Source organism: Donghicola sp. XS_ASV15 (assembly GCF_041224595.1).
Taxonomy (GTDB): domain Bacteria; phylum Pseudomonadota; class Alphaproteobacteria; order Rhodobacterales; family Rhodobacteraceae; genus Donghicola.
This window is the reverse complement of sequence record NZ_JBGFGN010000135.1, coordinates 17,967-39,568: the sequence shown is the minus strand read 5'-3', so window position 1 is coordinate 39,568 and position 21,602 is coordinate 17,967. Positions and strand designations below refer to the sequence as shown.

General features: G+C 58.9%; 22 protein-coding genes. 4 read left to right on the top strand and 18 right to left on the bottom strand.

Annotated features, from left to right (window positions below; genetic code table 11):
- Positions 1-13: 13 nt before the first annotated feature.
- The 6 genes from AB9K37_RS10960 to AB9K37_RS10935 all read right to left on the bottom strand — a co-directional run bounded on the left by AB9K37_RS10960 (position 14) and on the right by AB9K37_RS10935 (position 5,833).
- Positions 14-1,336: a TRAP transporter large permease gene (locus AB9K37_RS10960; RefSeq protein WP_369838390.1), complete on the bottom strand. Its 1,323-nt coding sequence runs from the start codon at positions 1,334-1,336 to the stop codon at positions 14-16.
- Positions 1,336-1,875: a TRAP transporter small permease gene (locus AB9K37_RS10955; RefSeq protein WP_369838388.1), complete on the bottom strand. Its 540-nt coding sequence runs from the start codon at positions 1,873-1,875 to the stop codon at positions 1,336-1,338. Before AB9K37_RS10955 ends, AB9K37_RS10960 begins: the two co-directional genes overlap by 1 nt.
- Before the next feature lie 3 nt (positions 1,876-1,878).
- The gene (locus AB9K37_RS10950) at positions 1,879-2,916 is read right to left on the bottom strand and encodes a TRAP transporter substrate-binding protein (RefSeq protein WP_369838386.1); all 1,038 of its coding nucleotides are present in this window, start codon (positions 2,914-2,916) and stop codon (positions 1,879-1,881) included.
- An 87-nt stretch (positions 2,917-3,003) separates the two neighbouring features.
- Positions 3,004-3,777: a crotonase/enoyl-CoA hydratase family protein gene (locus AB9K37_RS10945; protein ID WP_293708115.1), complete on the bottom strand. Its 774-nt coding sequence runs from the start codon at positions 3,775-3,777 to the stop codon at positions 3,004-3,006.
- 15 nt (positions 3,778-3,792) lie between these two features.
- Complete coding sequence (locus AB9K37_RS10940) at positions 3,793-4,560, bottom strand: SDR family NAD(P)-dependent oxidoreductase (protein WP_369838385.1); 768 nt, start codon at positions 4,558-4,560, stop codon at positions 3,793-3,795.
- Positions 4,561-4,897: 337 nt separating this feature from the next.
- On the bottom strand, positions 4,898-5,833 hold the full coding sequence (locus tag AB9K37_RS10935; RefSeq protein ID WP_369838383.1) for a helix-turn-helix domain-containing protein: 936 nt from the start codon (positions 5,831-5,833) through the stop codon (positions 4,898-4,900).
- A 127-nt stretch (positions 5,834-5,960) separates the two neighbouring features.
- Between AB9K37_RS10935 and ald the strand changes: the two genes are divergently transcribed.
- Positions 5,961-7,079, top strand: a complete 1,119-nt coding sequence (ald, locus tag AB9K37_RS10930) for an alanine dehydrogenase (protein WP_369838381.1) — start codon at positions 5,961-5,963, stop codon at positions 7,077-7,079.
- Positions 7,080-7,187: 108 nt separating this feature from the next.
- Positions 7,188-7,949, top strand: a complete 762-nt coding sequence (locus AB9K37_RS10925) for an ion transporter (protein WP_092463702.1) — start codon at positions 7,188-7,190, stop codon at positions 7,947-7,949.
- Between the two features lie 9 nt (positions 7,950-7,958).
- Here the strand turns inward: AB9K37_RS10925 and modC are convergent, their stop codons facing one another.
- The 9 genes from modC to ectA all read right to left on the bottom strand — a co-directional run bounded on the left by modC (position 7,959) and on the right by ectA (position 17,786).
- Positions 7,959-9,041, bottom strand: a complete 1,083-nt coding sequence (modC, locus tag AB9K37_RS10920) for a molybdenum ABC transporter ATP-binding protein (RefSeq protein WP_369838377.1) — start codon at positions 9,039-9,041, stop codon at positions 7,959-7,961.
- On the bottom strand, positions 9,038-9,706 hold the full coding sequence (gene modB / locus AB9K37_RS10915; RefSeq protein WP_369838375.1) for a molybdate ABC transporter permease subunit: 669 nt from the start codon (positions 9,704-9,706) through the stop codon (positions 9,038-9,040). Before modB ends, modC begins: the two co-directional genes overlap by 4 nt.
- Positions 9,706-10,443, bottom strand: coding sequence for a molybdate ABC transporter substrate-binding protein (gene modA / locus AB9K37_RS10910; protein ID WP_369838594.1), 738 nt, complete (start codon positions 10,441-10,443; stop codon positions 9,706-9,708). The genes modB and modA overlap by 1 nt, the downstream gene beginning before the upstream one ends.
- A gap of 454 nt (positions 10,444-10,897) precedes the next feature.
- Positions 10,898-11,239, bottom strand: coding sequence for a nitrite reductase small subunit NirD (gene nirD, locus AB9K37_RS10905; protein ID WP_369838372.1), 342 nt, complete (start codon positions 11,237-11,239; stop codon positions 10,898-10,900).
- Positions 11,236-13,692: a nitrite reductase large subunit NirB gene (nirB, locus tag AB9K37_RS10900; RefSeq protein WP_369838369.1), complete on the bottom strand. Its 2,457-nt coding sequence runs from the start codon at positions 13,690-13,692 to the stop codon at positions 11,236-11,238. The genes nirD and nirB overlap by 4 nt, the downstream gene beginning before the upstream one ends.
- A 376-nt stretch (positions 13,693-14,068) precedes the next feature.
- Positions 14,069-15,493 (bottom strand): aspartate kinase, encoded by a 1,425-nt coding sequence (locus tag AB9K37_RS10895; RefSeq protein WP_369838366.1) that lies wholly within the window; start codon positions 15,491-15,493, stop codon positions 14,069-14,071.
- On the bottom strand, positions 15,493-15,903 hold the full coding sequence (locus AB9K37_RS10890) for an ectoine synthase (protein WP_369838364.1): 411 nt from the start codon (positions 15,901-15,903) through the stop codon (positions 15,493-15,495). Before AB9K37_RS10890 ends, AB9K37_RS10895 begins: the two co-directional genes overlap by 1 nt.
- A gap of 5 nt (positions 15,904-15,908) precedes the next feature.
- Positions 15,909-17,195 carry a diaminobutyrate--2-oxoglutarate transaminase gene (gene ectB, locus AB9K37_RS10885; RefSeq protein ID WP_369838361.1) on the bottom strand — a complete coding sequence of 429 codons (1,287 nt, stop codon included), beginning with the start codon at positions 17,193-17,195 and terminating at the stop codon, positions 15,909-15,911.
- A 39-nt stretch (positions 17,196-17,234) separates the two neighbouring features.
- Positions 17,235-17,786, bottom strand: coding sequence for a diaminobutyrate acetyltransferase (ectA, locus tag AB9K37_RS10880; RefSeq protein ID WP_369838359.1), 552 nt, complete (start codon positions 17,784-17,786; stop codon positions 17,235-17,237).
- A gap of 224 nt (positions 17,787-18,010) precedes the next feature.
- Between ectA and AB9K37_RS10875 the strand changes: the two genes are divergently transcribed.
- Positions 18,011-18,511: a MarR family winged helix-turn-helix transcriptional regulator gene (locus AB9K37_RS10875; RefSeq protein WP_369838356.1), complete on the top strand. Its 501-nt coding sequence runs from the start codon at positions 18,011-18,013 to the stop codon at positions 18,509-18,511.
- Positions 18,512-18,681: 170 nt separating this feature from the next.
- A complete protein-coding gene (locus AB9K37_RS10870; protein ID WP_369838353.1) occupies positions 18,682-18,885 on the top strand; it encodes a hypothetical protein in 204 nt (67 codons plus the stop codon).
- 48 nt (positions 18,886-18,933) lie between these two features.
- Here AB9K37_RS10870 and AB9K37_RS10865 read toward each other — a convergent pair whose 3' ends face one another.
- Genes AB9K37_RS10865 through AB9K37_RS10855 form a run of 3 tightly spaced genes read right to left on the bottom strand, consistent with a single transcriptional unit; the run spans position 18,934 to position 21,557 of the window.
- Positions 18,934-19,362 (bottom strand): hypothetical protein, encoded by a 429-nt coding sequence (locus tag AB9K37_RS10865; protein ID WP_072706178.1) that lies wholly within the window; start codon positions 19,360-19,362, stop codon positions 18,934-18,936.
- A gap of 14 nt (positions 19,363-19,376) precedes the next feature.
- Positions 19,377-20,348 (bottom strand): YVTN family beta-propeller repeat protein, encoded by a 972-nt coding sequence (locus tag AB9K37_RS10860; protein WP_369838350.1) that lies wholly within the window; start codon positions 20,346-20,348, stop codon positions 19,377-19,379.
- An 18-nt stretch (positions 20,349-20,366) separates the two neighbouring features.
- On the bottom strand, positions 20,367-21,557 hold the full coding sequence (locus AB9K37_RS10855) for an ABC transporter substrate-binding protein (RefSeq protein WP_369838347.1): 1,191 nt from the start codon (positions 21,555-21,557) through the stop codon (positions 20,367-20,369).
- Between the last annotated feature and the right edge of the window lie 45 nt (positions 21,558-21,602).

Genomic DNA, 21,602 nt, shown 5'->3' with positions numbered 1-21,602 from the left:
ATCCTTCTCCTGCTTAGCCGGCCACTGTGGCGACCAGCCAATAGCTGAGCGCTGGAAAGCTGACCAGTAGCGCGATCCGGCAGAACTCTGCGATGATGAACGGGGTCGTTCCGCGGAAAATCTGACCGGTCGGAATATCTTTCGCCATGGCCGAGATCACGAACAGGTTCATCCCGACAGGTGGCGTGATCAAGCCCATCTCGACGACCACCAGCGTGATGATCCCGAACCACATGGCCTGCTGTTCCGGCATCAGGCCGAAGTCCAGCGCCATTACGGTCGGAAAGAACACCGGCACGGTCAAGAGGATCATCGACAGACTGTCCATGACGCAGCCCATGATCAGGTAGAACACGATCATTCCCAGCATCACGGTCATCGGTGCGATGTCTGCATTACGGAAATAGTCGGCAACCTCTGCAGGCATCTGGCTGAGCGCAAGCGCGACGTTGAAGATATCCGCACCGAACACGATGGCAAAGATCATCGCGGTCGAACCGGCTGTGTCGATCAGGCAGTCCATGAGTTCACGGAAGCTCAGGCCTGCCTTGAACAGACCCACGGCCAGTGTCATCACCACGCCAACAGACGCGCCCTCGGCTGGGGTGAAGAAGCCACCGTAGATACCGCCAAGCACCACCACAAAGATCGCGACCACGTGCCAGATTTCTCCCAGCGATTTGAGGCGGGTTTTGAAGTCTGCTTTTTCGTGGGTCGGGCCCTCTTCGGGATAAAGGCGCACGTAGACCATGATCGCGATGAAGAAGCCCATCACAGCGAGAATGCCGGGGATGGTCGCAGCCAAGAAAAGCTTTACGATGTTCTGTTCGGTCAGCAGGGCATAGATGATCAACACCACCGAGGGCGGGATCAGAATGCCAAGTGTACCGCCAGCCGCGAGCGACCCCGAGGACAGAGCCCCAGAATACCCGTGCTTGCGCATTTCCGGCAGGGCAACCTTGGCCATTGTCGAGGCCGTTGCCAACGACGAGCCAGAGATCGAGCCGAACATAGCACAGCCCGCCACAGCGGCCATCGCCAGACCGCCACGGAAGTGACCGATCCACGCGTTTGACGCTTGGAAGATCGCACCGGAAATGCCGGTCCGCGTCGCCAAGTGGCCCATCAGGATGAACAGCGGGACGATGGCCAGCTCATAGGACATGAACTTGTCGACCCAAGCGGTGTTAAAATACGCCATCAAGGCATAGGGGCTGGCCAGAACTGAATAGCCCACAGCGCCCACGGCCCCCATCGCCAGTGCGATTGGCATGCGGATGAAGATCGCCAGAAGAAGGACGATCACCATGATTGTTGCAATAGTCGTCGCGTCCATCAGGTTCGCTCCATTCCGCGCATGGATGAAAAGATCATCGGCAGGCTCATGGCAAAGGCCACAACCGCCGACAGCGCGGTACCAAAGACAGCGGGTACATAGACCCACCAGACCGGCGCCCGCAGCAGCATGGTCTTGTCACCGTAGCTGTGGATTTCCTCGAGCCCGATCGACAGGCGCCAGCAGAGCAGCCCCCAGACAAAGGCAAACAGCAATGTCCAAATCCCGTCCAAGCGACGCTGCGCCTTGAACGGCATCCACGCGGTGAACAGGTCCACCATCACATGCCCTTTGTTCAACTGGCAGAGGGGCAAGAACAGAGACGCACAGGCCGCGCAGACCAGCTCGACCAATTCGAAGTCCCCGCGAATACCGCCGAGACCTACATTTCGCATGATGACGGACGCGGTCACCACAATCGCCGCCCCGAAGATCGCCAACCCGCCGATACCGGCCGAGGTCCAACAAATGGGGCGCAGGACTTTGAACAAGGGGCCTTGGACCCCTTGCCAGTCCTCGTTCTCGAGGCGTTCTGCCATGACTTACGCGTCCAGCAGTTCGTTTGCGCGGGCCAGAATGGCGGCACCGTCCAAACCACGGTCGTTCAGCTTTTGCACCCAAGCCTCGTGGATCGGAGCTGCCAGCTCCTGCCATTCAGCGATGGTCTCGGTGGGAATTTCGGCAATGGTATTGCCCTGCTTTTCCACAACCGATTTGCCAAAGGCTTCGAATTCGTCGAACTGCTTGCCGATCCGCTGGGACAGCGCCATGCCCGAGTGATCGTCGATAACTTTCTGGACGTCAGGCGACATCTTGTCGTACGAACGCTGGTTCATCACCAGCGAGAAGGTGTTGCAGTACAGGCCGCGCGATCCGGCCGCAGGCTGCGACGTGGTGCTGGTCAGTTCCTGCAGTTTGAAGGCGGGCACAACCTCGTAAGGCAGGCAGCAGCCGTCGATCACGCCGTTCGACAGACCAACAACCATTTCGGTCACGGGGAAGAAGACAACCTCGGCCCCCAGCGCGGTCAGCATCTCGCCAGTCGCTTGGTTCGGTGCGCGCAGCTTCAGACCCTGAAGGTCAGCGGTGCTGGTGACCGGACCGCCGCGAGTGTGAAGTTTACCGCCATCGTGAGTGTGGAAGGCCAGCGTCTTCATTCCGCTGTATTCGCCTTCGCCAAACTCGTCCATCAGGGTTTGCATGACCACCGAGGTTTTCTCAGCGTTCTTGACCATGAAGGGCAGCGCCATGGTCTCTGCGACGGGGAAACGGTCGGGGGTGTAGACAGGCAGGGTCCACGCGATGTCACAGATCCCCTGACGGGTCTGGTCTGCCAGCTGAGGCGGCTTGCCACCCAGCTGCATCGAGGGGAACATCTGCACGTCAATCGCGCCGTTCGACGCTTCTTTCAGCTCTGCGGCCCAAGGCTCAAAGAACCTGCTCTGCATCGGTGCCACTGCGGGCAGAAAATGATGCAAACGCAGAGTGATCTCTGCGGCATTGGCGCGCGACAGCAGCGCGGGGGTTGCCAGTGCGGCACCCATGGTTGCCATCATGCTACGGCGGGTAAAGTTCGTCATTCTCAGGGCCTCCCTATCGTCCTGTGGATCGAATGAAATCTGACTGCCCGCCCCCTCCTCTTTGGGGCGGACAAAGATCATATAGCGTTACCGGAAAACCGGCGCACGCTTCTCGAGGAAGGCCTTCAGGCCCTCTTCGGCATCTTCGCTGGTCTGGGACACCGCAGCGCACAGGCTTTCGGTGAACAGGCCGTCAGCCTTGGACATGTCGTTGATCCGGCTGATCGCGTTAATCATCATGTAGTTGGACAGGCTCGCGTTTTTCGCGATCTTCGCGGCCAGCTTGCGGGCCAGAGGCATCGCCTCGCCTTCGCCAACCGAGTAGTGGGTCAGGCCCAGAGTGAAGCCCTCTTCGGCGTTGTACTTGCGGCCCGTCAGCATCATCTCGCACATGCGGTCGGCCCCAAGGATACGTCCCACGCGCACAGTCGCGCCGCCGCCGACAAAGATGCCGCGCATCCCTTCGGGCAGCTGGAAGATGGTGCTGGGTTCCGCGATCCGCACATGGGTGCTGGTCGCCATTTCCAGACCGCCACCAATCACCGCGCCATACATGGCCGAGATCACAGGCAGGCCGCTGAACTGGATCAGGTCCATCACGCGGTGCCAGTTGCGGCTGTGGCGCATGGTGCCTTCGGCGTTGCGGGCCACATGCTCGGACAGGTCAAGGCCAGAGCAGTAGTGCCCTTCGGTGCCGGTCAGAATGACGACACGCACGCCTTCGGGCGGGTTCGAGAAGAACGCGTCGATCGCGTCCAGCAACTCGTCGCACATCGCATTACGCTTGCCGGGACGGTTCATGGTCAGAGTGGCGATCGCGCCATCAATCTCGACCTTCAGGTATTCGGTGCTCTGGGACATCGATGTTCTTTCTTCTTACTTGGCGGGCATACGGGCAGAGGCATCCAGACGGATGACAGTGCCGTTCAGCATGGAATTTTCGACGATTTGCTCGACGAGACGCGCGTACTCGTCGGGCATGCCCATCCGGCTGGGAAACGGGATGCTTTTGCAAATCTCTGCGCGGATGTCGTCGGGCAGACCGGCGCTCATGGCGGTCTCGAACAGACCGGGTGCGATGGCCATCACACGAATACCAAAGCGCGCCAGTTCCCGTGCCGCAGGCAAGGTCATCGAAGCAACGCCGCCCTTTGAGGCCGAGTATGCGGCCTGACCGATCTGACCATCCTCGAACGCAACAGACGAGGTGTTGACGATCACACCGCGCGAGCCATCCTCGTCCAGCGGAGCGACCTTGGCCATCTCGCGGGCCGCGATGTTGAGGACGGTATAAGTACCCAGCAGGTTCACCTTGAGAGCCAAGGCAAAGCTATCGATGGTCAGCGATCCATCCCGCGGCAGAATGCGCGAGGCGGTCCCGATCCCTGCGCAACTCACAACAATTGCGGGGGTTGCGCCAAGGACTTCGGCCGCTTTGGCAAAGCCTGCGTCGACCTGCTCTGCGTTCGACACGTCCGCTGCGATGCCAACACCGCCGATGCTGTTTGCCACTGCGTCCGCGCGTTCCTGCGACAGATCAACGACGGCGACTTTAGCGCCTGCGGCGGCCAGACGGCGCGCGGTTGCCTCTCCAAGTCCGCTGCCACCACCCGTGACGAGCGCTACTTTGCCCTTGATATCCATGAATGTCCTCCCGTTGCCTGAAACGTGTCATGGAATTAATTGTTCTGTCAATGAACAATTATCCAACCTTCACGTTCCCGTCAGCCAACGCAGCCCTTGCACACAAAGCCGAATTACGAATAGCAGACACTCCTCCTGAGGCAGAGCGTGACCGAGAAAACATACATTGCAAATAGAGGAACTGAGCGTAGGCTGGTAGTTTTCGTGCATGCCGATCAAGCATAAGAGGATAGGCGTCCGCAGATCAGTCCATCGCGAAAAAGCGAACAAGTGACTGAAAAAGCAGCCACAAAACACGCACTGACTGCAACTTCCTGAGGGCAAACAGGTGCGCGGATCACACCTCTGGCGCGAAGCGAGCTTTGTAAGCGAGCGGGGTCAGACCCTCTTTGGCTTTGAACCGTTTCGAGAAGTAGGAGGGGTCGGAAAACCCAAGCCTGTATCCCACTTCGGACACCTGCAATCGCGTGAAGGCCAGCAGCCTGCGGGCCTCTGCCATCATCGCGGCCTCGATATACACTGCTGCGCCCTGCCCCGTTGCGTTGCGGCACAGCCGACTCAAATGGCCGGTCGTGATTGACAGCGCGTCGGCGTAATCTCGGGCACTCCATCCCTCGGACATGTGCGCAGCAATCAAGGCATCGAGCCGCTTGAGCCGGTCATCCGCGCCATCCCCCAGTTCCACCGGACTGGCCTCGGCCACCAACGAGAGGATCGCCTGCGCCGAGGATACAAGGCTCTGCGCTCTGAATGCCCCGCGTCCCGCAAACAAGGTCGAGAGCACGGAACACAGGTTGCCAATCTCTGGCGTGATCTGCCCCAAGAAGGGCCGCGACAGCGCGTTCGTGATCTGGCCGCCCTCGCCTGCCAAACCCAGAAACACACTGGTTGGAAAAGAGATCACCACACCTTGGGACCCACGGGTAAAGTTAAACCCGTGTACCACGTGGGGCGGCACAAAGAGATACCAGCCTGTGTTCAGGTGCCGCGTTGCACCATCCAACGAGACTTCGGCGCTCCCTTCGTCCATGACAAACAACTGCGCCATCTGGTCATGCCGGTGCGCTGAAATCGCCCAATCATGTTGGGCGGCGCGGTCAAAATATTGCTCGCAATGGACCACATCCGGAAACACGGTGGTTTCCCCGAAGAGGTTGAAGGATGGGATGGGATGAGCGCTTGTCATGCGTGAAATGTGCCAGAAGGCACACAGAGCGGCAATCTGCGAATCCACGAGCGGGCCATACTGCGGCGCAGCAACAAATCTACGCAATATTCATCGACACTGAGTAATAGATACGCAAACTTCTTCGTAAAAACTCGCCAATCAGACCAACATTCGAAACTCATACGCGACAATCGAGCGCATGATTATGGCAACGCGAATTCAGGAGAATACAATGCGTATCGGTTGCCCCAAAGAAATCAAGAACCACGAATACCGCGTCGGCTTGACGCCCGAAAGCGCGGCCGAGCTTGTGGCACACGGACATAGTGTGACCATGGAAACTGGCGCAGGCGATGGCATCGGCGCCAGCGACGACGATTACATTGCCGCAGGCGCGACCATTGCGAGCGTGGAAGAGGTCTTCGAGACTGCTGACATCATCGTCAAGGTCAAAGAGCCCCAAGAGGTTGAGCGCAAACGCCTGCGCGCGGACCAGACGCTCTACACTTACCTGCACCTTGCCCCTGACGCGCCCCAGACGAATGACCTGATCGCCTCTGGTGCCAACTGCATCGCCTATGAAACGGTCACCTCTGCGCGCGACGGTTTGCCCTTGCTCAAGCCGATGTCGCAGGTTGCCGGTCGGATGTCCGTGCAGGCCGGCGCTGCAGCGCTGGAAAAGGCCAAGGGCGGTCGCGGCGTTCTGCTTGGCGGTGTGCCGGGTGTAGCACCGGGCAAAGTTGTGATCATCGGCGGCGGTGTCGTTGGCCGAAATGCAGCGCAGATGGCAGTTGGCCTTGGCGCGGATGTTACCATTCTGGACCGGTCGAATGACGTGCTCGAAAGCATTGACCAGCAGTTCGGCGGCGCGGTCAAGACAGTGTATTCGAGCCAAAGCCTGCTCGAAGCTGCAATCAAGGATGCAGATGTCGTTGTCGGAGCGGTCCTGATCCCCGGCGCAGCAGCCCCCAAGCTGGTCACTCGAGAGATGCTGAAAACCATGCAGCCCGGCGCGGTTCTTGTGGACGTGGCGATCGACCAAGGCGGCTGCTTCGAGACTTCGCGCGCAACCACACATGCCGATCCGATCTATATCGAGGAAGGCATCGTGCACTACTGCGTTGCCAACATGCCCGGCGCCGTGGCCCGCACCTCGACCTATGCGCTTAACAACGCCACCCTGCCCCATCTGCTACAACTGGCGGATCTGGGTGTGGCCGAAGCGATGCGCCGTGACCCCCACCTGCTGAACGGCCTGAACGTCGCCAAAGGGGTTGTGACCTGCGAACCCGTCGCCGTGGCGCAGAACCTGCCCTACACGCCTGCCGCCGACATGCTGGCGCAACTCTGACCAAAACCGGCCCGCATCTGTATCAGGGTGCGGGCCGCTTGATCTGGCCCTCTGGCTCTTGGCCTGACCATGTGCAACTCTTTGGCAAACAACCCAAGAGGCAGACTAGTGTTGGACCGCATCCGCGCCTTGTACGAAGGCGACAGCCACGCCGCGCACACCTTTCGCTATATTCTGTTGATCTTCGATCTGGTGACGATCGGGTTCGTGGTGGTCACCTCGTTCTTCACGCACACCCCACTGATCGAGGCGATTGACGTTGTCTTTGGCATCCTGATCCTTGCCGATTTTATCGTGCGCTTGTGGATCGAACGTCAAAAGAGCCGCTACCTGACGCGTTTGTCTACTTGGGCTGACATCGTGTCCGTCGTGTCCTTTCTGGCACCTATCGCGGGCGAAGGCCTAGGGTTCCTGCGCGTGTTGCGCACGCTCCGGCTGCTGCACACCTATCAGACGTTGGCGCGGCTACGTCAGGACTTTGGCTATTTCCGCAAGAACGAGGACATCATTCTATCGTCAATGAACTTGGGTGTATTCCTGTTCATCATGACGGGCCTGATCTATGCCACCCAGTACGGCATCAATCCAGAGATCCGAAATTACGTTGACGCGCTGTATTTCACGGTCACCACCCTGACCACGACCGGATTTGGGGACATCACGCTCGGCGGGCCTTGGGGGCGGCTCTTGTCGGTTTTGGTTATGATCTTTGGCGTGACGCTGTTCTTGCGCCTGCTCCAAGTACTGTTCCGTCCATCTAAAGTTCGGCAGGAATGCGATGTTTGCGGGCTCGTGCTGCACGACGCGGACGCGGTCCACTGTAAGCATTGCGGGACGGTGATCCATATCGAAACCGAAGGGAACGTCTGAGGGCGGGCGTTATCCGCGCACGTGGTCTCGGGCGACCGACATGGATTTCAGGATCACATGACAGGGCTGGCCGACCTGCAGATCCAGATCACGCGCGGCGCGTCTGGTGATCCGCGCCAGAACCTCGTCCCCGCCAATCGCAAGGTGCACGATCACGCCGGGCCCTTCGCCAGAAACAATGCGATCCACGACGGCGGGCAGGATGTTCTGCGCCGACAGTCCCTCGGGGCGAGCGCGGGACAAGATGATTTCGTGCGCCAGAACGCGGACGCGCAGGGTTGTTCCGACATCTGCTTTGACGCGCGGCAGCCAAATAGGGCCCGTCGCCGTTTCCAACTGTGTCAGACCATCGTCGTCGTGTGCAATGACACGCGCCGTCAGCAAGGATGCCAAATCCCGCAGCCCCATCGCGCGCAGCGCCGCTGGATCAGACATAACCTTGGCTGTGGGGCCTTGGCGGATCACCCGCCCTTGATCGATCACAACCATTTGGTTGGCCAGCGCTTGGGCTTCGGCCATGTCGTGAGTGACCAGAATAACAGGCATCGATAGATCAGAGCGCAGCGCGATCAGCTCTGCATGCAGCCGTTCCCGCGTAACGCGGTCCACTGCAGAGAAAGGTTCATCCAAAAGCAGGACATCCGGCGCACGCGCCAAGGCCCGCGCCAAGGCCACGCGCTGTTGCTGCCCGCCTGACAGCTCGGCTGGTTTGCGCTCCGCCATATCCGGCAGGTTCACCCGCGCCAGCCAATCCAATGCGGCGTTAGATTTGTCACGGACAGTGGCCGGCATCGCGGACATCACATTCTGCTTGGCCGTCATATGGGGAAACAGTGCGTAATTCTGGAAAACCACCCCGACACGCCGACGATGGGCTGGAACATCCACCCCTGACGCAGTGCGAAGCCACGTTGCCCCGCTGCACTGAACCTCGGCGCTCTGCGGGGCCCAAAGCCCGGCAATTGTACGCAGAATGGTCGTCTTGCCCGACCCAGAATGGCCAACCAGCGCCAGGACCTCGCCTGCCTTGGCCTCGAACGACAGATCAAGCGGGATGGGCGTGGTGGCTTTTGCCGAAAAGCTCAGGCTCATGACAAACGCCGTCCGACACGAGCAGAGAGCAAATAGGTGATCCCAATGGTAAACAAAGAAATCCCCACAAGCACCGCCGACATGACCGCCGCGCCATCATAGTCAAAGGCCTGCACACGGTCATAGATCGCAATCGCGATGGTGCGGGTCTCGCCCGGAATGGACCCACCTACCATCAGCACAATCCCGAACTCCCCAAGGGTGTGGGCAAACGTCAGGACCATCGCAGTCATCAAACCTGGCCAAGCCAAGGGCAACTCGACCTGCAACAGACTGCGCCACGGCGACATACCGCAACAGGCCGCGGCCTCGCGCACATCTTGCGGGACAGCCTCGAACCCACGCTGCGCAGGCTGGATCGCAAACGGCAGATTGAAGATGACCGAGGCAAAAATGAGCCCTTCGAAACTAAATACCAAAGGCTGACCAACGAGCTGATACCACGCCTCTCCCAGTGGCGCGCCACGCCCCAACAGAACCAGCAAGTAATAGCCGAACACCGTTGGCGGCAGCACCAGCGGCAACATGATCATCGCTTCGGAGAGTGCTTTTCCTCGGAACTGTTTGTACGCCAACAGGCGCCCTAGCAGAACGGAAACAGGAAACAACAGAACAACCGTCCATGCCGCCAATCGCAGCGAAAGTAAAAGTGCGCTCCAGTCCATCAATGCCCCTGCGGCAAAGAAAACCCGTAATCGCTCAGGATTCGGCGGGCCTCGGAAGATTGAACATAGGTGTAGAACGCTTCGGCAACGGGCCCTGCATCACGTATCAGAACCATCCGCTGCAACAGAGGCGCGTGCCACTCGGCCGGGATCAAGGCTGATCGCCCTCTTGCCGCCAGATCGGGCGCCAGCGCCAATGAATGCGCGATGATGCCGCCATCCGTGTTCCCCGACACCGCAAACTGCGCGGCCTGCGCGACATTCTCCCCAAGAACCAGATGTGGCTGAATGGCCTCCCACAATCCCGCATGCGCCAACGCCTCCTGAGCGCGCTGCCCGTATGGCGCGTGCTCGGGGTTCGCAATCGCAAAACGCCCAAGAGTGCCGCGTTCCAAGGCTGTAGCCAGACCCTGCAGGCTTGGGTCGGGATGCAGCTCGCTGCTTTCTGGCGTGATGATCGAAATGCGCCCTTGGGCATAGAGGACACCGGGATCGCGTGTCAGCCCATCCCGAGACAAATCCAGCACAAACTGTTCGTCAGCGGCCATGAACATCTCGAACGGTGCACCTGCGCGGATCTGGCGGGACAAGTTGCCAGTCGCACCCAGTGCGTACCGAACCTCTAGCCCTGTCGACGCATGAAATGAGTCCACCAGATCACTGATTGCAAATGATAAATCTGAGGCAGATGCAATCACTGGAATGCCGGATGCCGTAACCGAACCTACGCCTCCCACGGTGGCCCCAGCGCAGAGAAATCCGAATTTTCGGCGTGTCAAACGCAAGAGGATCTCCGTTTCGGTTTGCGACACAAATTAGGACAGCAGGCAGCGAAATCGTCAACCAGTATTTTGCGTTGAGCTTTCCCGTACGAGCGTTGAAACCAGCCTGCTCCTTTTCCTACGCATCGTCAGAATGCACTGCAATATGTAGAAACGAGGCACGACTCCACTATCCGCGCGCAACAAAGTGCTCTTGCCGCAGCCAAGACACAGCCAGCATAGGCAACCAAACGCGTGATCACGCCTAGGCAGAACTTGGAGCGCACAATGACACAATCGCAACTGGGAGGGAGGTTGCTGCAAAACAGACGGCGGCCCTGCAAAGCAGAGCCGCCACGTCACCTAACTCGTCCCAAATAAATTATTATGATGAACTCAAAACCATGCGGCCCCTCCGCCGCAGCACTTCTCAAGCAGGTGACAAACTTAAATAGATTTCGCGCCCCTCAAGGCGAACCGGATAGGATGCCGTCTGCCCGCTGTCTGCGCCTTGGGCCATCCCAGTCTCGAGCGAGATAACCCAGTTATGCAACGGGCACGTGACACAACCATCGTGTACGATACCCTGCGACAAAGGCCCGTTTTTGTGGGGGCATTTGTCTTCTAGCGCAAATATCTTATCCTTGGCAGTGCGGAAGATTGCGATCGTCGTATCGCCATTTTTGACGCAGCGCGCACCCTGAACGGGCACGTCATCAATCGTACCAATGAGCCGCCAATCGAGATGGGTTTCAGTCACAGGGGCGTTCATTCTGCTGGCTCCATCTTTTCGTCGCCGAACACGGCCAAGGGGTTGAACTCGTGCTTGTCTACGCCGGACACACGCTCCGACCATGGGTCAGACTGACTGAACTTCTGGCTGTAGATAAAGCGTTCGTGGTAGGCGCGGCGGCTCTCCACGTCGTCAAAGATCGCGGCCTTGACCGTGTCGTAACCCACGCGTTCCGCCCACTTGTAAATCCGCTCCAGATAGAAGCCCTGCTCGCGGTACATCTGGGTCATCGCGCCTGCGATCTCCATGACCTCTTCTTCGGTCTTCACGGTGCCAAGCTTGGTGGTGCCCTGAATGTGCAGACCCGCCGCGCCGCCATAGACAATCTCGTAGCCGCTATCGACGCAGATCACGCCGATGTCCTTGCAGGTCGCTTCGGCGCAGTTGCGGGGGCAACCGGTGACGGCCAGCTTGACCTTGGCGGGTGTCCAAGAACCCCACATGAACTTCTCGAGCTTGATGCCCAGGCCGGTGGAATCCTGCGTGCCAAAGCGGCACCACGTGCTGCCCACGCAGGTTTTGACCGTGCGCAGACCCTTGGCATAAGCGTGGCCCGAGACCATGCCAGCAGCGTTCAGGTCGGCCCAGACGGCAGGAAGATCCTCTTTCTTGACGCCCAAAAGGTCGATGCGCTGACCGCCAGTGACTTTGACGTCTGGGATTTTGAACTTGTCGACCACATCCGCGATCGCGCGCAACTCGTCCGAGGTTGTCATGCCGCCCCACATCCGTGGCACCACAGAATAGGTGCCGTCTTTCTGGATGTTGGCGTGGACGCGTTCGTTGATGAAACGCGACTGCTGATCGTCTTTGTATTCGCCCGGCCAGTCCGCAAGCAGGTAGTAGTTCAGCGCCGGACGGCACTTGGCGCAGCCACCCGAGGATTTCCACTCCAGCTCCTGCATGACCGCGGGGATCGATTTCAGGCCCTTGGCTTTGATCAGGCGGCGCACATCGCCGTGGCCCAGATCGGTACAGCCGCACATGCCTTCGACCTTCTTGGCGTAGCCGTCGCCGAGGGTGATCGCCATCACGCTTTCGACCAGACCGGTACAGGTCCCGCACGAAGCCGAGGCTTTGGTGTGGGCGCGCACTTCGGCGAGCGAGGTCAGACCCTTGTCCTGAATGGTCTTGACGATCTGACCCTTGCAGATGCCGTTACAGCCACAGATTTCCGCGTCGTCTGCCAGACTGGCCACAGCCGCCAGCGGGTCTGCTGCAGCGCCGCCCTGATGCGCTTGACCAAAGATCAGGGTATCGCGGATTTCGCTGATGTCCTGACCGGACTTCAGCATTTCGTTGTACCACATGCCGTCGGTGACATCGCCATACAGAACCGCACCGACCACTTGATTGCCGCGCATGATCACACGGCGATAGGTGCCGCGGTTCGCGTCGCGCAGAACCACGTCTTCCAGATCGGGGCCATCGCCAAATTCGCCGACGGAATACAGGTTTACGCCAGTGACCTTCAGCTTCGTCGGGGTCTCGGCGTGGGCGAAATCGTTGTCATCCAGCTTGCATAGATGGTGCGCGGCGGCTTTGGCCATCTGATACAGCGGTGCCACTAGACCGTAGACGCGGCCGCCCACTTCGGCACATTCACCGACCGAGTAGATGTCCGGGTCCGAGGTGCACATGGCGCTGTCAGTCACAATCCCCCGGTTCACGTCGAGACCGGACTCTTTGGCCAGTTCAACATTCGGGCGGATGCCCACGGCCATCACCACCAGCGTTGCGTCGATGATCGTGCCGTCTTCCAGCTCGACCTGCTCGACCTTGCCGTCGCCATGGATCGCTTTGGTGTTGGCGCCGCAGCGGACTTCGATCCCGCGCCCTTCGAGTTCTTTTTGCAACAGGTAGCCTGCGGCAGGGTCCAGCTGACGCTCCATCAGGGTGGGCATCAGGTGCAGAACCGTCACGTCCATGCCGCGCATCTTTAGGCCAGCGGCAGCTTCCAGACCCAAGAGACCGCCGCCGATAACCACCGCACGGCCGCCCTGCTCAACCGCCTTGAGCATGCCGTCAACGTCATCCAGATCACGGTATGCCAGAACGCCATCCAGTTTGTGGCCGGGCACGGGAATGATGAAGGGGTTCGATCCGGTCGCCAGCACCAGCTTGTCATAGGGCGCGACGATCCCGCCGTCGGAGGTCACAGTCTTGCCCACGCGGTCGATTTTCGCGACCTTTTCACCGCGGTGCAGAGTGATGCCGTGCTCTTCGTACCAGCCATCGCCGTGAATGATGATGTCCTCATAGGACTTCTCACCAGACAGGACGGGCGACAACATGATGCGGTCGTAGTTCACTCGGGGTTCGGCGTTGAAAATCGTGACATCGAACGCATCGCCAGCCAGATCGAACAGGTGTTCGAGCATCCGGCCAGGGGCCATACCATTTCCAACAATAACAAGACGTGCCTTGGTCATCAGACTCTCCGGTTCGTGTGGCCCGAGCGTCATGAGTGACTGCGATCAGGCCGAAGCAATGGATCAGTAAAGGGATTCCGAGGGCACCGAATTTCGGAGCCAGAACCAGCGACATTGCTGCAACCCGCGAGGGATATGATCGGAAAAAGTCGCGCCGTTGCGACCAAGGGATTGGGCGATACACCGCCCGCTTGAGTTTGAGATAGACCGAAATTTCTGCGGGCGCAATATGGCATACGAATTATCAGAGCACGCAGGCGCTCGCTGCCCCGAAATGCCTAATTCCAATGCATAATATAAACTTTTTGCGCCTCAACGCACGCAAAAGGGGCCGCACGTGGCGGCCCCTGACGTCTCTGTTGGACTTGGCGCGTTGTTATGCGACCTGCTTCAGGGTCGGCGTCACGCCTTCGATCAGTTGTTTGTGCAGCGCCTTGATGGCGGGCTGCAGATCGTCACGTTCCAGAATGAACTGAACGTCAACGTTGCGCGGTCCTTGCGACGCGCCAAGACAAGCCATCCCAGAATTCGCCAGAGCTTGCAGACCTTTGGTCAGAACCGACAGTCCGCGCAAGTCACGACCAATGATCGAGGCCATGGATAGCGGACGGGCCGAAACTTCGGCACCCGAGTAGCGCTCTGCCAGATCACGTTCCACACGGCGCATCGTTTTGAGCGAGGCATCCAGATAATGCGTAATAGTGTTCGCGTTCGAGGTCTTGGACACGATGCGGACACCGTGACGGGTCAGCACATCAAGGATGGTAGCGTCGTATCCTTTGACCCCAACCATGTCCTGCTCAAACAGCTCAAGTGCCACGATATCCAGACCCGTGATCATCTCGACCGCTGCACTCTCGGCAGGACGATCGTCGATCAATGTACCCGGATCGGCAGGGTCAAAGCAGTTCACCACGCGCAGCGGAACATCAGCTTGGCGCAGTGTTTTCGCAGCCTTGGGGTGGATCGCCTCCATCCCCATGTTCGACATCTGGTCTGCCACATCGTAGTTGGTATGACCCAACTTGCGCGCCACCCCTGCCCCTACGAGTTTGGGATCGGCGGAGGACAGGTGGAATTCCTTGTGAATGATCGCTTCGCGGGCGTGCAGCAGCGCTGCCATGCGCGAGAACGTCACCTCGGAATAGCCACGGTCGAATTCCTGCATCAGGCCTTCGGTACATTGGGCATAACCGGTCACGATGGGCATCTCAGTCGCGGGATCGACGTCTTTCATCGCGGTCATGATGCGTTCATCGAGCGAGACTTCGCCCTGATCACGCCAGCCAGACAGATCCACAAACCGCGCACTGACGCCGCGACGTTGCAACATCAGACTGGTGACAAAGGCCGAATGCGCCTCGCCCAAACCAGACAGCAGTTCGCGGATGTGCAGCATGTGTTCAGCCAGACGGAAGTGGCCGTAGCTGCACAGACGTTGCAGGTCGGTCAGGCAGTTGCGGGCACCAGCGATGCGCTCGGACACAAAGGCATCTGCTTGCGCGACATCAGCCGAGTGATCCAGAACGGCAGCGTGCGCCTTCTGCATTTCGATCGCGACGCGGCTCAGGGCATCATGCCAGCCGTGATCATTATCCGCATCGGCAAAGCGGGCATAAACACCCGATTCACCGGTTTTCTTATGCTCAAGCAGCAGGTTGGTGATCCCACCAAACGCCGAGACAACGAAAATGCGGCCATAAATGTCGTCCAAGACGCCGTTCGGGATAAACAGCGTTTCGGTCAACTCGTTCACGCGAGACATCGAGGTCCCGCCGATTTTTTCGACAGTATAGGTCATCAGATCCTTGTCTGCTGTTGCGCCAACTCTTCGGCAGGGGCATAGGAGCCGTCTTCGCGGTGTACCTCTTTGCCGGTCACGGGCGGGTTAAAACAGCAAGCCATGTGCAGCTCTTCTTCGGCGCGCAGGATATGCTTGTCGTGCAGGTTCAGGGCGTACATGACGCCAGGCTTGATCTCGTGGGTCTCGCCGGTGGCGATATCAGTGATCGAGCCCTTGCCTGCCATGCAGTACACGCTCTCGAAGTGGTGCTTGTAGTGGAACGTGTGCTCCGAGCCCGCCTCAAGAATGGTGATGTGGAACGAGAAGCCCATTCCATCATCCGCCAGAAGCATACGGGTCGACGTCCACTGCGCGTCAGCAACGTGGCGGTCAGTATTCTTCAATTCGTTAAAATCGCGTACAATCATTACTTTTACTCCGCTGCCAGCTTTGCGTTGTTCAGCACGTCGCGAGCCGCTTTCTCTAGGATCGCGAAGCCTTCTTCGAACAGCTCTTTCGAGGTCGTCAGAGGCGCGAGAATCTTAACCACTTCGTCATTCGGACCCGAGGTCTCGACGATCAGGCCGTTCTCGTAGGCGCGGCCACAGATGTCCGAGGCCAGATCGCCCGAGCCAACGTCAACACCCTGCATCAGGCCGCGGCCCTTCAGGTAGGCGCCGGGAACGAGGTCCGCAATACGCTGCAGCTTTTCGGTCATCAGAGCAGCTTTTTCGGTCAACTCCGTCTGGAACGCCTCATCGGCCCAGAATTTTTCGATCGCGACACGGGCGGTGACGAAGGCGTGGTTGTTCCCACGGAACGTGCCGTTATGCTCGGCGGGGCCAAAGATGTCGTGCTGCGGGCGGACCAGCATCAGAGCCATCGGCAGGCCAAAGCCCGAAACCGATTTTGCCATGGTCACGATGTCCGGCTGCACGCCCATTTCGTCAAACGAGAAGAAGGTGCCGGTCCGGCCACAACCCGCCTGAATGTCATCGATGATAAGCAGCGCGCCGTGCTTGTGCGCAATCTCCTGCATTTTGCGAACCCATTCCGCCGAAGCGGGGTTCAGGCCGCCTTCGCCTTGGACGGTTTCGAACATGATCGCAGCGGGGGCGTCGATGCCGCCCGAAGGGTCGCTCAGCATCTGATCGAGTAGTGCTGCGCTGTCTACACCTTTGGCATAGCCGTCAAAGGGGAAGCGCGTCACGCCAGCTTTGTCCATGCCAGCGCCGCCACGGTGGTAGCCATTGCCGGTTGCTGCCAGCGCACCCATGGTCACGCCGTGGAAGCCGTTGGTGAACGAGATGATGTTGGTGCGACCGGTTACTTTGCGCGCGACCTTCATCGCCGCTTCAACAGCGTTTGCGCCTGTGGGGCCGGTAAACATCACGCGGTGATCCATCTTGCGGGGCGCAAGGATGTGATCGTTGAACGCGGTCAGGAACGCGCCTTTGGCGTCAGTGTGCAGGTCCAAACCGTGCGCGATGCCGTCACCAGCGATATGCTCGATCAAAGCGGCTTTCATGTCGGCATCATTATGACCGTAGTTCAGCGAAGAACAGCCCGCCAGAAAGTCAATGTAGCGGTTTCCGTCAGCGGTAAAAATTTCGGAGCCACGTGCCTCGGTGAAGGAGTCAGGGAATGCGCGGCAGTAGGAACGCGCCCCGCTTTCGCGGCGTTCATAGATCGTACGTTCAGTAGCCATGTCTTTGGGCATGGGGAAAATCCTTTGGTCAGTCGTAAAAGAGGGGAGAGTTCAAGCGGCGCGTGCAATAGAAGCCTGAGCGCGCGGCAGAGTGATGGTCACCATGTGTTCGGTGGCACACTCGCCGTGAAAGTGCTCGTCTTCTGTGAAGTGCGGCTGATCGGTCAGATCCCCGCCGACGTCGCGGGCAAAGCTGCGGAACAGCCCCCACGATGCCTCGTTGCTTTGCGTGATCGTGGTTTTCAACTCACGCGCCTCTGCGGTCGCATCTCGCGACAGCAATTCACGCAGCATTTTCTTGCCCAAACCCAGACCACGCGCTTTGGGGCTGACAGCAACCTGCCAGACAAAGAACGCATCAGAGTTCGGGATCATGTGACCCGAGATCCACCCGACCACGTCGCCATTCAGTTCGGCCAGTACGCATGTATCACGAAAGTGGTCGGCCTGAATGATATTGGCGTAGATCGAGTTCTCATCCAGAGGACGGCAGCTCCGAACGAGCTCCCAGATGAGTTTACCATCGGTCGCATCCGGCTTGCGCAGGATCGGCTGCATGGCTCGCATCGGAGTCGTTTCGGTCTGCATGGTCAGCTCTGGCATATTGGCCCCTCGGGTTGTTTCCTTTGACAGTCAAAGTAATCGAAGCCGGAAATATTTCAAGCACCTAAGTTATTTTTCTCAATCCACCTAAATGCCTTTGTTTTTTCGATGTTTTTTCTGATTTTTATACCGAAAAGCCAAAATATTTCCCTTTAGCATCTCTAAGAGGACGGTGTGGATACTTAGCCAATTGAAGCATTTTAGGTTTTGTGCAATATAGGGATATGTCTGAACAACACCGTGACCGAACCGACCAAAGCCTGATCGCCCTGCGCCGCATTTTGCGTGCGACGGAACTGTACTCGCGCAGCCTTGCGCAGTCGGCCGGTCTCACCCCTGCTCAACTGCGTGTTTTGCAGATCACTGCCGCACGGGATGGCAGCGCCACCCCCAAGGAGTTGGCGGTTCAGATGGGCGTGTCACAAGCCACGGTCACGACGCTTGTGGATCGTTTGGTTGCGCGCAACTACGCGGTGCGCGTACGGTCCGAAACCGACCGCCGTCAGACCAACATCATCCTGACCGAGACGGGGCAGATGGCCGTTCAGACTGCCCCCGACGCGCTGCAGCAGCGCTACGTTCAGGCGTTTGAAAAGTTGAAAGATTGGGAGCAAGCTCAGCTTCTCGCATCGCTGGAGCGAGTCGCAGCGATGCTGAATGCAGACGATATTGACGCCTCTCCGGTACTGACCACGGGCGAGATCAAGGGCCACCGCGCCCATTAAGCAGCGGGGCAGACGGCGCTTTTTCCGTGACCTGCGGCAAATAGCGCCTATATCTTGTGCAAAATCGCAAAACTATGCAAAAGGTGATGGTCTTTTAACCAGTACCCTGACGTGAATGCTGCATTGCGGCATTACGCTTGGGCATCCCCTCTGACTGAAAGGATGTCTTTATGATCGAACTTCTCTTCACGGCTTGTCTTGCCACAGCCCCTGACGTCTGTGAGCAAAAGAGCCTGACCTTTGTCGACGTGACCCCCATGGCTTGCATGATGGGTGCACAACCTGAGTTGGCCAAATGGCAGGTCGAGCACCCCAAATTCTCGGTCCAAGGCTGGAAGTGCCGAATGGTCAATCTGGACTCCCAAGCCATCTAATCCGTCAGCACGCAGCCCTGTCAGAGGAGGGGCTGGTTGCGTGCCGACCTATTGAATGGTGATCTCGACCCGCTGGCTTTCGCCCTTGGATCCCGGAATACGCAGGAAATACGCGCCCGGCTTGATCGCCAGAAATTCAATCTCCATCTCGCCGGCTTCGTCGAACTCGACGCTTTCCATGCCAAAGGGGCGCATTTCCAGCCCATTGACGACGACCTCATTCACCCAGATCGCACGAAAGAAACCCGGCCCCTCGAGCGCCAGTTCCCCGCTGCCGTCTGACTCGATCTCCAGTTCGTACATCATCCCAGACTTCAGCGTGATCGGCCCTTCGGCGATGGGTTTGCCGACGGACAGCGTAATCTCGGGCATCTCGCCCTTGTTGTTCGCGGACAGCACCCCCGCGAACCCATAGTCATGGGCTGCTGCACCACCCGCAATCAGCGCCAACGCGCCTGCCGCGATCCATGTTTTCATAACTCTCTCCCCAATTATTTCGGTGTGACGACCACGCCCCAAGGCTGCTGGCCGACCTGAATGGACTGAATGGCCTTTTCCTTGGCCACGTCGATCACTGTGATGTCGTTGGAATTGCCGTTCGTGGTCAGCAGGTGCGCCCCATCAGGTGTAAACGCCATCTGCCACACCCGTTGCCCGACCAGAATGTAGTCCAGCACTTCGAGCGTATCCCCGTCGATGACGGCCACGCGGTTCGCCGGCCCTAAGGCAACAAAAACCCGACTACCGTCCGACGTGACTTTGACCCCCACAGGCTGAAGCCATTCCGGCAGCACGCCAGCGACTTCGAACCCGATCTTCTTGGTCAGGGTCGGCGTGCCGTCGTCTGCAATGTCGATGACCGATACAGTCCCCCCGATTTCTGAACTCACGAACAGGCGCTTGCCGTCCGGCGTGTACTCGGCATAGCGCGGCCGCTGATCGACGAGGATGTTGTGTTTGATCTCGTAATCCTCGGTCGAGATGAAGTGCGCCATGTTCGTGGTTTCCGAAGTGTTAATTACGAACTTGGTGTCAGGAGAAATCGCCATGCCTTCGGGTTCGACCCCGACAGGGATTTCCGCCAGAACCCTGTGACTTTCGGTGTCTGTCACAGTGACCAGATTGTCGTCCTCGTTCGCGATATACAGCGGATTGCCCGACGGGTGCAGAGTGAACAGCTCAGGATCTGGGCCAGATGGCAGGCTATAGAGTTCCTCGAAGGTTTCAGTGCTGAACACTTTGACCTGATCATCATCAGAGGCGCAGACATACAGCAAAGTCCCATCAGGGCTGACGGTGATCCCGCGCGGGCGGTTTCCGGCAAAGAACTCGGTCTCGACCTCCCACGTCTCTGTGTCGATCACGGTGACTGTATTTCCCCGCTCGTTCGACACGAAGGCGCGGTTGGCAGAGACCGAGGTAGCGGCCATCACGAGGGCAGTCGTCAAAAGCAGAGGTTTCACAAAGGTCTCCATCTAGGATTAATCAAAGGCGGCACAGGCGCTTTCGGCACGGTCCTGCCCTAGGGTGTCGAGCGGGGATATCTGGTGTAGAAAACCATCCTGCGGGCTGACGCTGACTGTGATGTGGTCGTCAAACAGCAAGATTGGCTGGCGCATCTGACCATTCCAATCGCGGAAGGTGACCTTCTGCCCCTTGAACGCGGCCAATTCGAAGTCATCCGACAGAATGTAGTCGCGCAGGACGGCCGGATCGTTGCTGCTGGTACGAGTCACGGCCTCTCCGATGACGCGCAGGGCCAGCCAGACCTCGTAATCCTCTTCGTGGACATAGCGCCCCGTTAAGTCTTCGAACCGAGTATGGAACTGGGTCGCACCCCACGCCTCGTGCGCGGGATGAAAGGTCACCGGCCGCAAACCAGCCGAGCCCATAACGGGCCTCGGGTCCCACAAATGATAGGGCAGATACGCCGCAAAGTAGTCAGAGTTGTCGGCGGACATGACCACATCGTGGCGCGGCAAGTCCTGCATAAAAGTCGGCAATTGGCGCTGTACCAAGACATGACCCGAGTCCGTGCGGCGCGTGCCGCCGGTATCTTCGAATGTGCGGGTCTCGACCACTTTGGCGCCGAACTTGCGGGCGGCGCGTTCGTAACTCTGTCCCAATTCCTGATCGGCGGGATTGGAGCCTTCGACGAGTACCCAGCGCGGCCACTTTTTCCACATGGCAAATTGGGCCACGGCATCCGCACGCATGTCATTGGACGGCGCGATGTGCAGCAGGTTTTCACGGCATTCAGCGCCGCGCAGGCTATTATCAGCGGCACCCGCATTCAGAACGATCCCCCCTGCCCCAGCCACGGCATCAGCAATGGCCGCTGTGTCCGGCCCATTGGCGATGACCACCACATAAGGCGCGCCGTCAGCGACCAGTTCAGCAGCGGCTTCGGCGGCGGCTTCGGGTGGAACGCTCAGGGTCCGGGTTTCATAGGTATGCCCCAGAAAGCGGCCCGTGGTGCTGTTATCTTCGTCAGCGAGCGCCGCACCGGCGAAGCCCAAATCATCCGGCTTCAGGTCATATCGCGAGATCGGCAGCAGTGTCTGATAGTCAACGCGCAAAACAGCAGAGGTTACCTCGACCGCCGCCGCGGGTGCCAGTCCGGCCAGCACCATCACAGAGGCCAAAGCCCATGTTCCCGTTTGTCTGCGCATGCCACCTCCGTACACGTTCACGTCACTGAATACCGACGCATACCA

Coding starts and splice junctions, on each gene's coding strand:
- AB9K37_RS10875 (WP_369838356.1), top strand. CDS start 18,011: ATGTCTGAACAACACCGTGACCGAACCGACCAAAGCCTGATCGCCCTG.
- AB9K37_RS10895 (WP_369838366.1), bottom strand. CDS start 15,493: ATGACCTATACTGTCGAAAAAATCGGCGGGACCTCGATGTCTCGCGTG.
- AB9K37_RS10865 (WP_072706178.1), bottom strand. CDS start 19,362: ATGAAAACATGGATCGCGGCAGGCGCGTTGGCGCTGATTGCGGGTGGT.
- ald (WP_369838381.1), top strand. CDS start 5,961: ATGCGTATCGGTTGCCCCAAAGAAATCAAGAACCACGAATACCGCGTC.
- ectB (WP_369838361.1), bottom strand. CDS start 17,195: ATGCCCAAAGACATGGCTACTGAACGTACGATCTATGAACGCCGCGAA.
- ectA (WP_369838359.1), bottom strand. CDS start 17,786: ATGCCAGAGCTGACCATGCAGACCGAAACGACTCCGATGCGAGCCATG.
- AB9K37_RS10870 (WP_369838353.1), top strand. CDS start 18,682: ATGATCGAACTTCTCTTCACGGCTTGTCTTGCCACAGCCCCTGACGTC.
- AB9K37_RS10955 (WP_369838388.1), bottom strand. CDS start 1,875: ATGGCAGAACGCCTCGAGAACGAGGACTGGCAAGGGGTCCAAGGCCCC.
- AB9K37_RS10855 (WP_369838347.1), bottom strand. CDS start 21,557: ATGCGCAGACAAACGGGAACATGGGCTTTGGCCTCTGTGATGGTGCTG.
- AB9K37_RS10950 (WP_369838386.1), bottom strand. CDS start 2,916: ATGACGAACTTTACCCGCCGTAGCATGATGGCAACCATGGGTGCCGCA.
- modB (WP_369838375.1), bottom strand. CDS start 9,706: ATGGACTGGAGCGCACTTTTACTTTCGCTGCGATTGGCGGCATGGACG.
- nirD (WP_369838372.1), bottom strand. CDS start 11,239: ATGAACGCCCCTGTGACTGAAACCCATCTCGATTGGCGGCTCATTGGT.
- AB9K37_RS10945 (WP_293708115.1), bottom strand. CDS start 3,777: ATGTCCCAGAGCACCGAATACCTGAAGGTCGAGATTGATGGCGCGATC.
- AB9K37_RS10960 (WP_369838390.1), bottom strand. CDS start 1,336: ATGGACGCGACGACTATTGCAACAATCATGGTGATCGTCCTTCTTCTG.
- modC (WP_369838377.1), bottom strand. CDS start 9,041: ATGAGCCTGAGCTTTTCGGCAAAAGCCACCACGCCCATCCCGCTTGAT.
- AB9K37_RS10890 (WP_369838364.1), bottom strand. CDS start 15,903: ATGATTGTACGCGATTTTAACGAATTGAAGAATACTGACCGCCACGTT.
- nirB (WP_369838369.1), bottom strand. CDS start 13,692: ATGACCAAGGCACGTCTTGTTATTGTTGGAAATGGTATGGCCCCTGGC.
- AB9K37_RS10940 (WP_369838385.1), bottom strand. CDS start 4,560: ATGGATATCAAGGGCAAAGTAGCGCTCGTCACGGGTGGTGGCAGCGGA.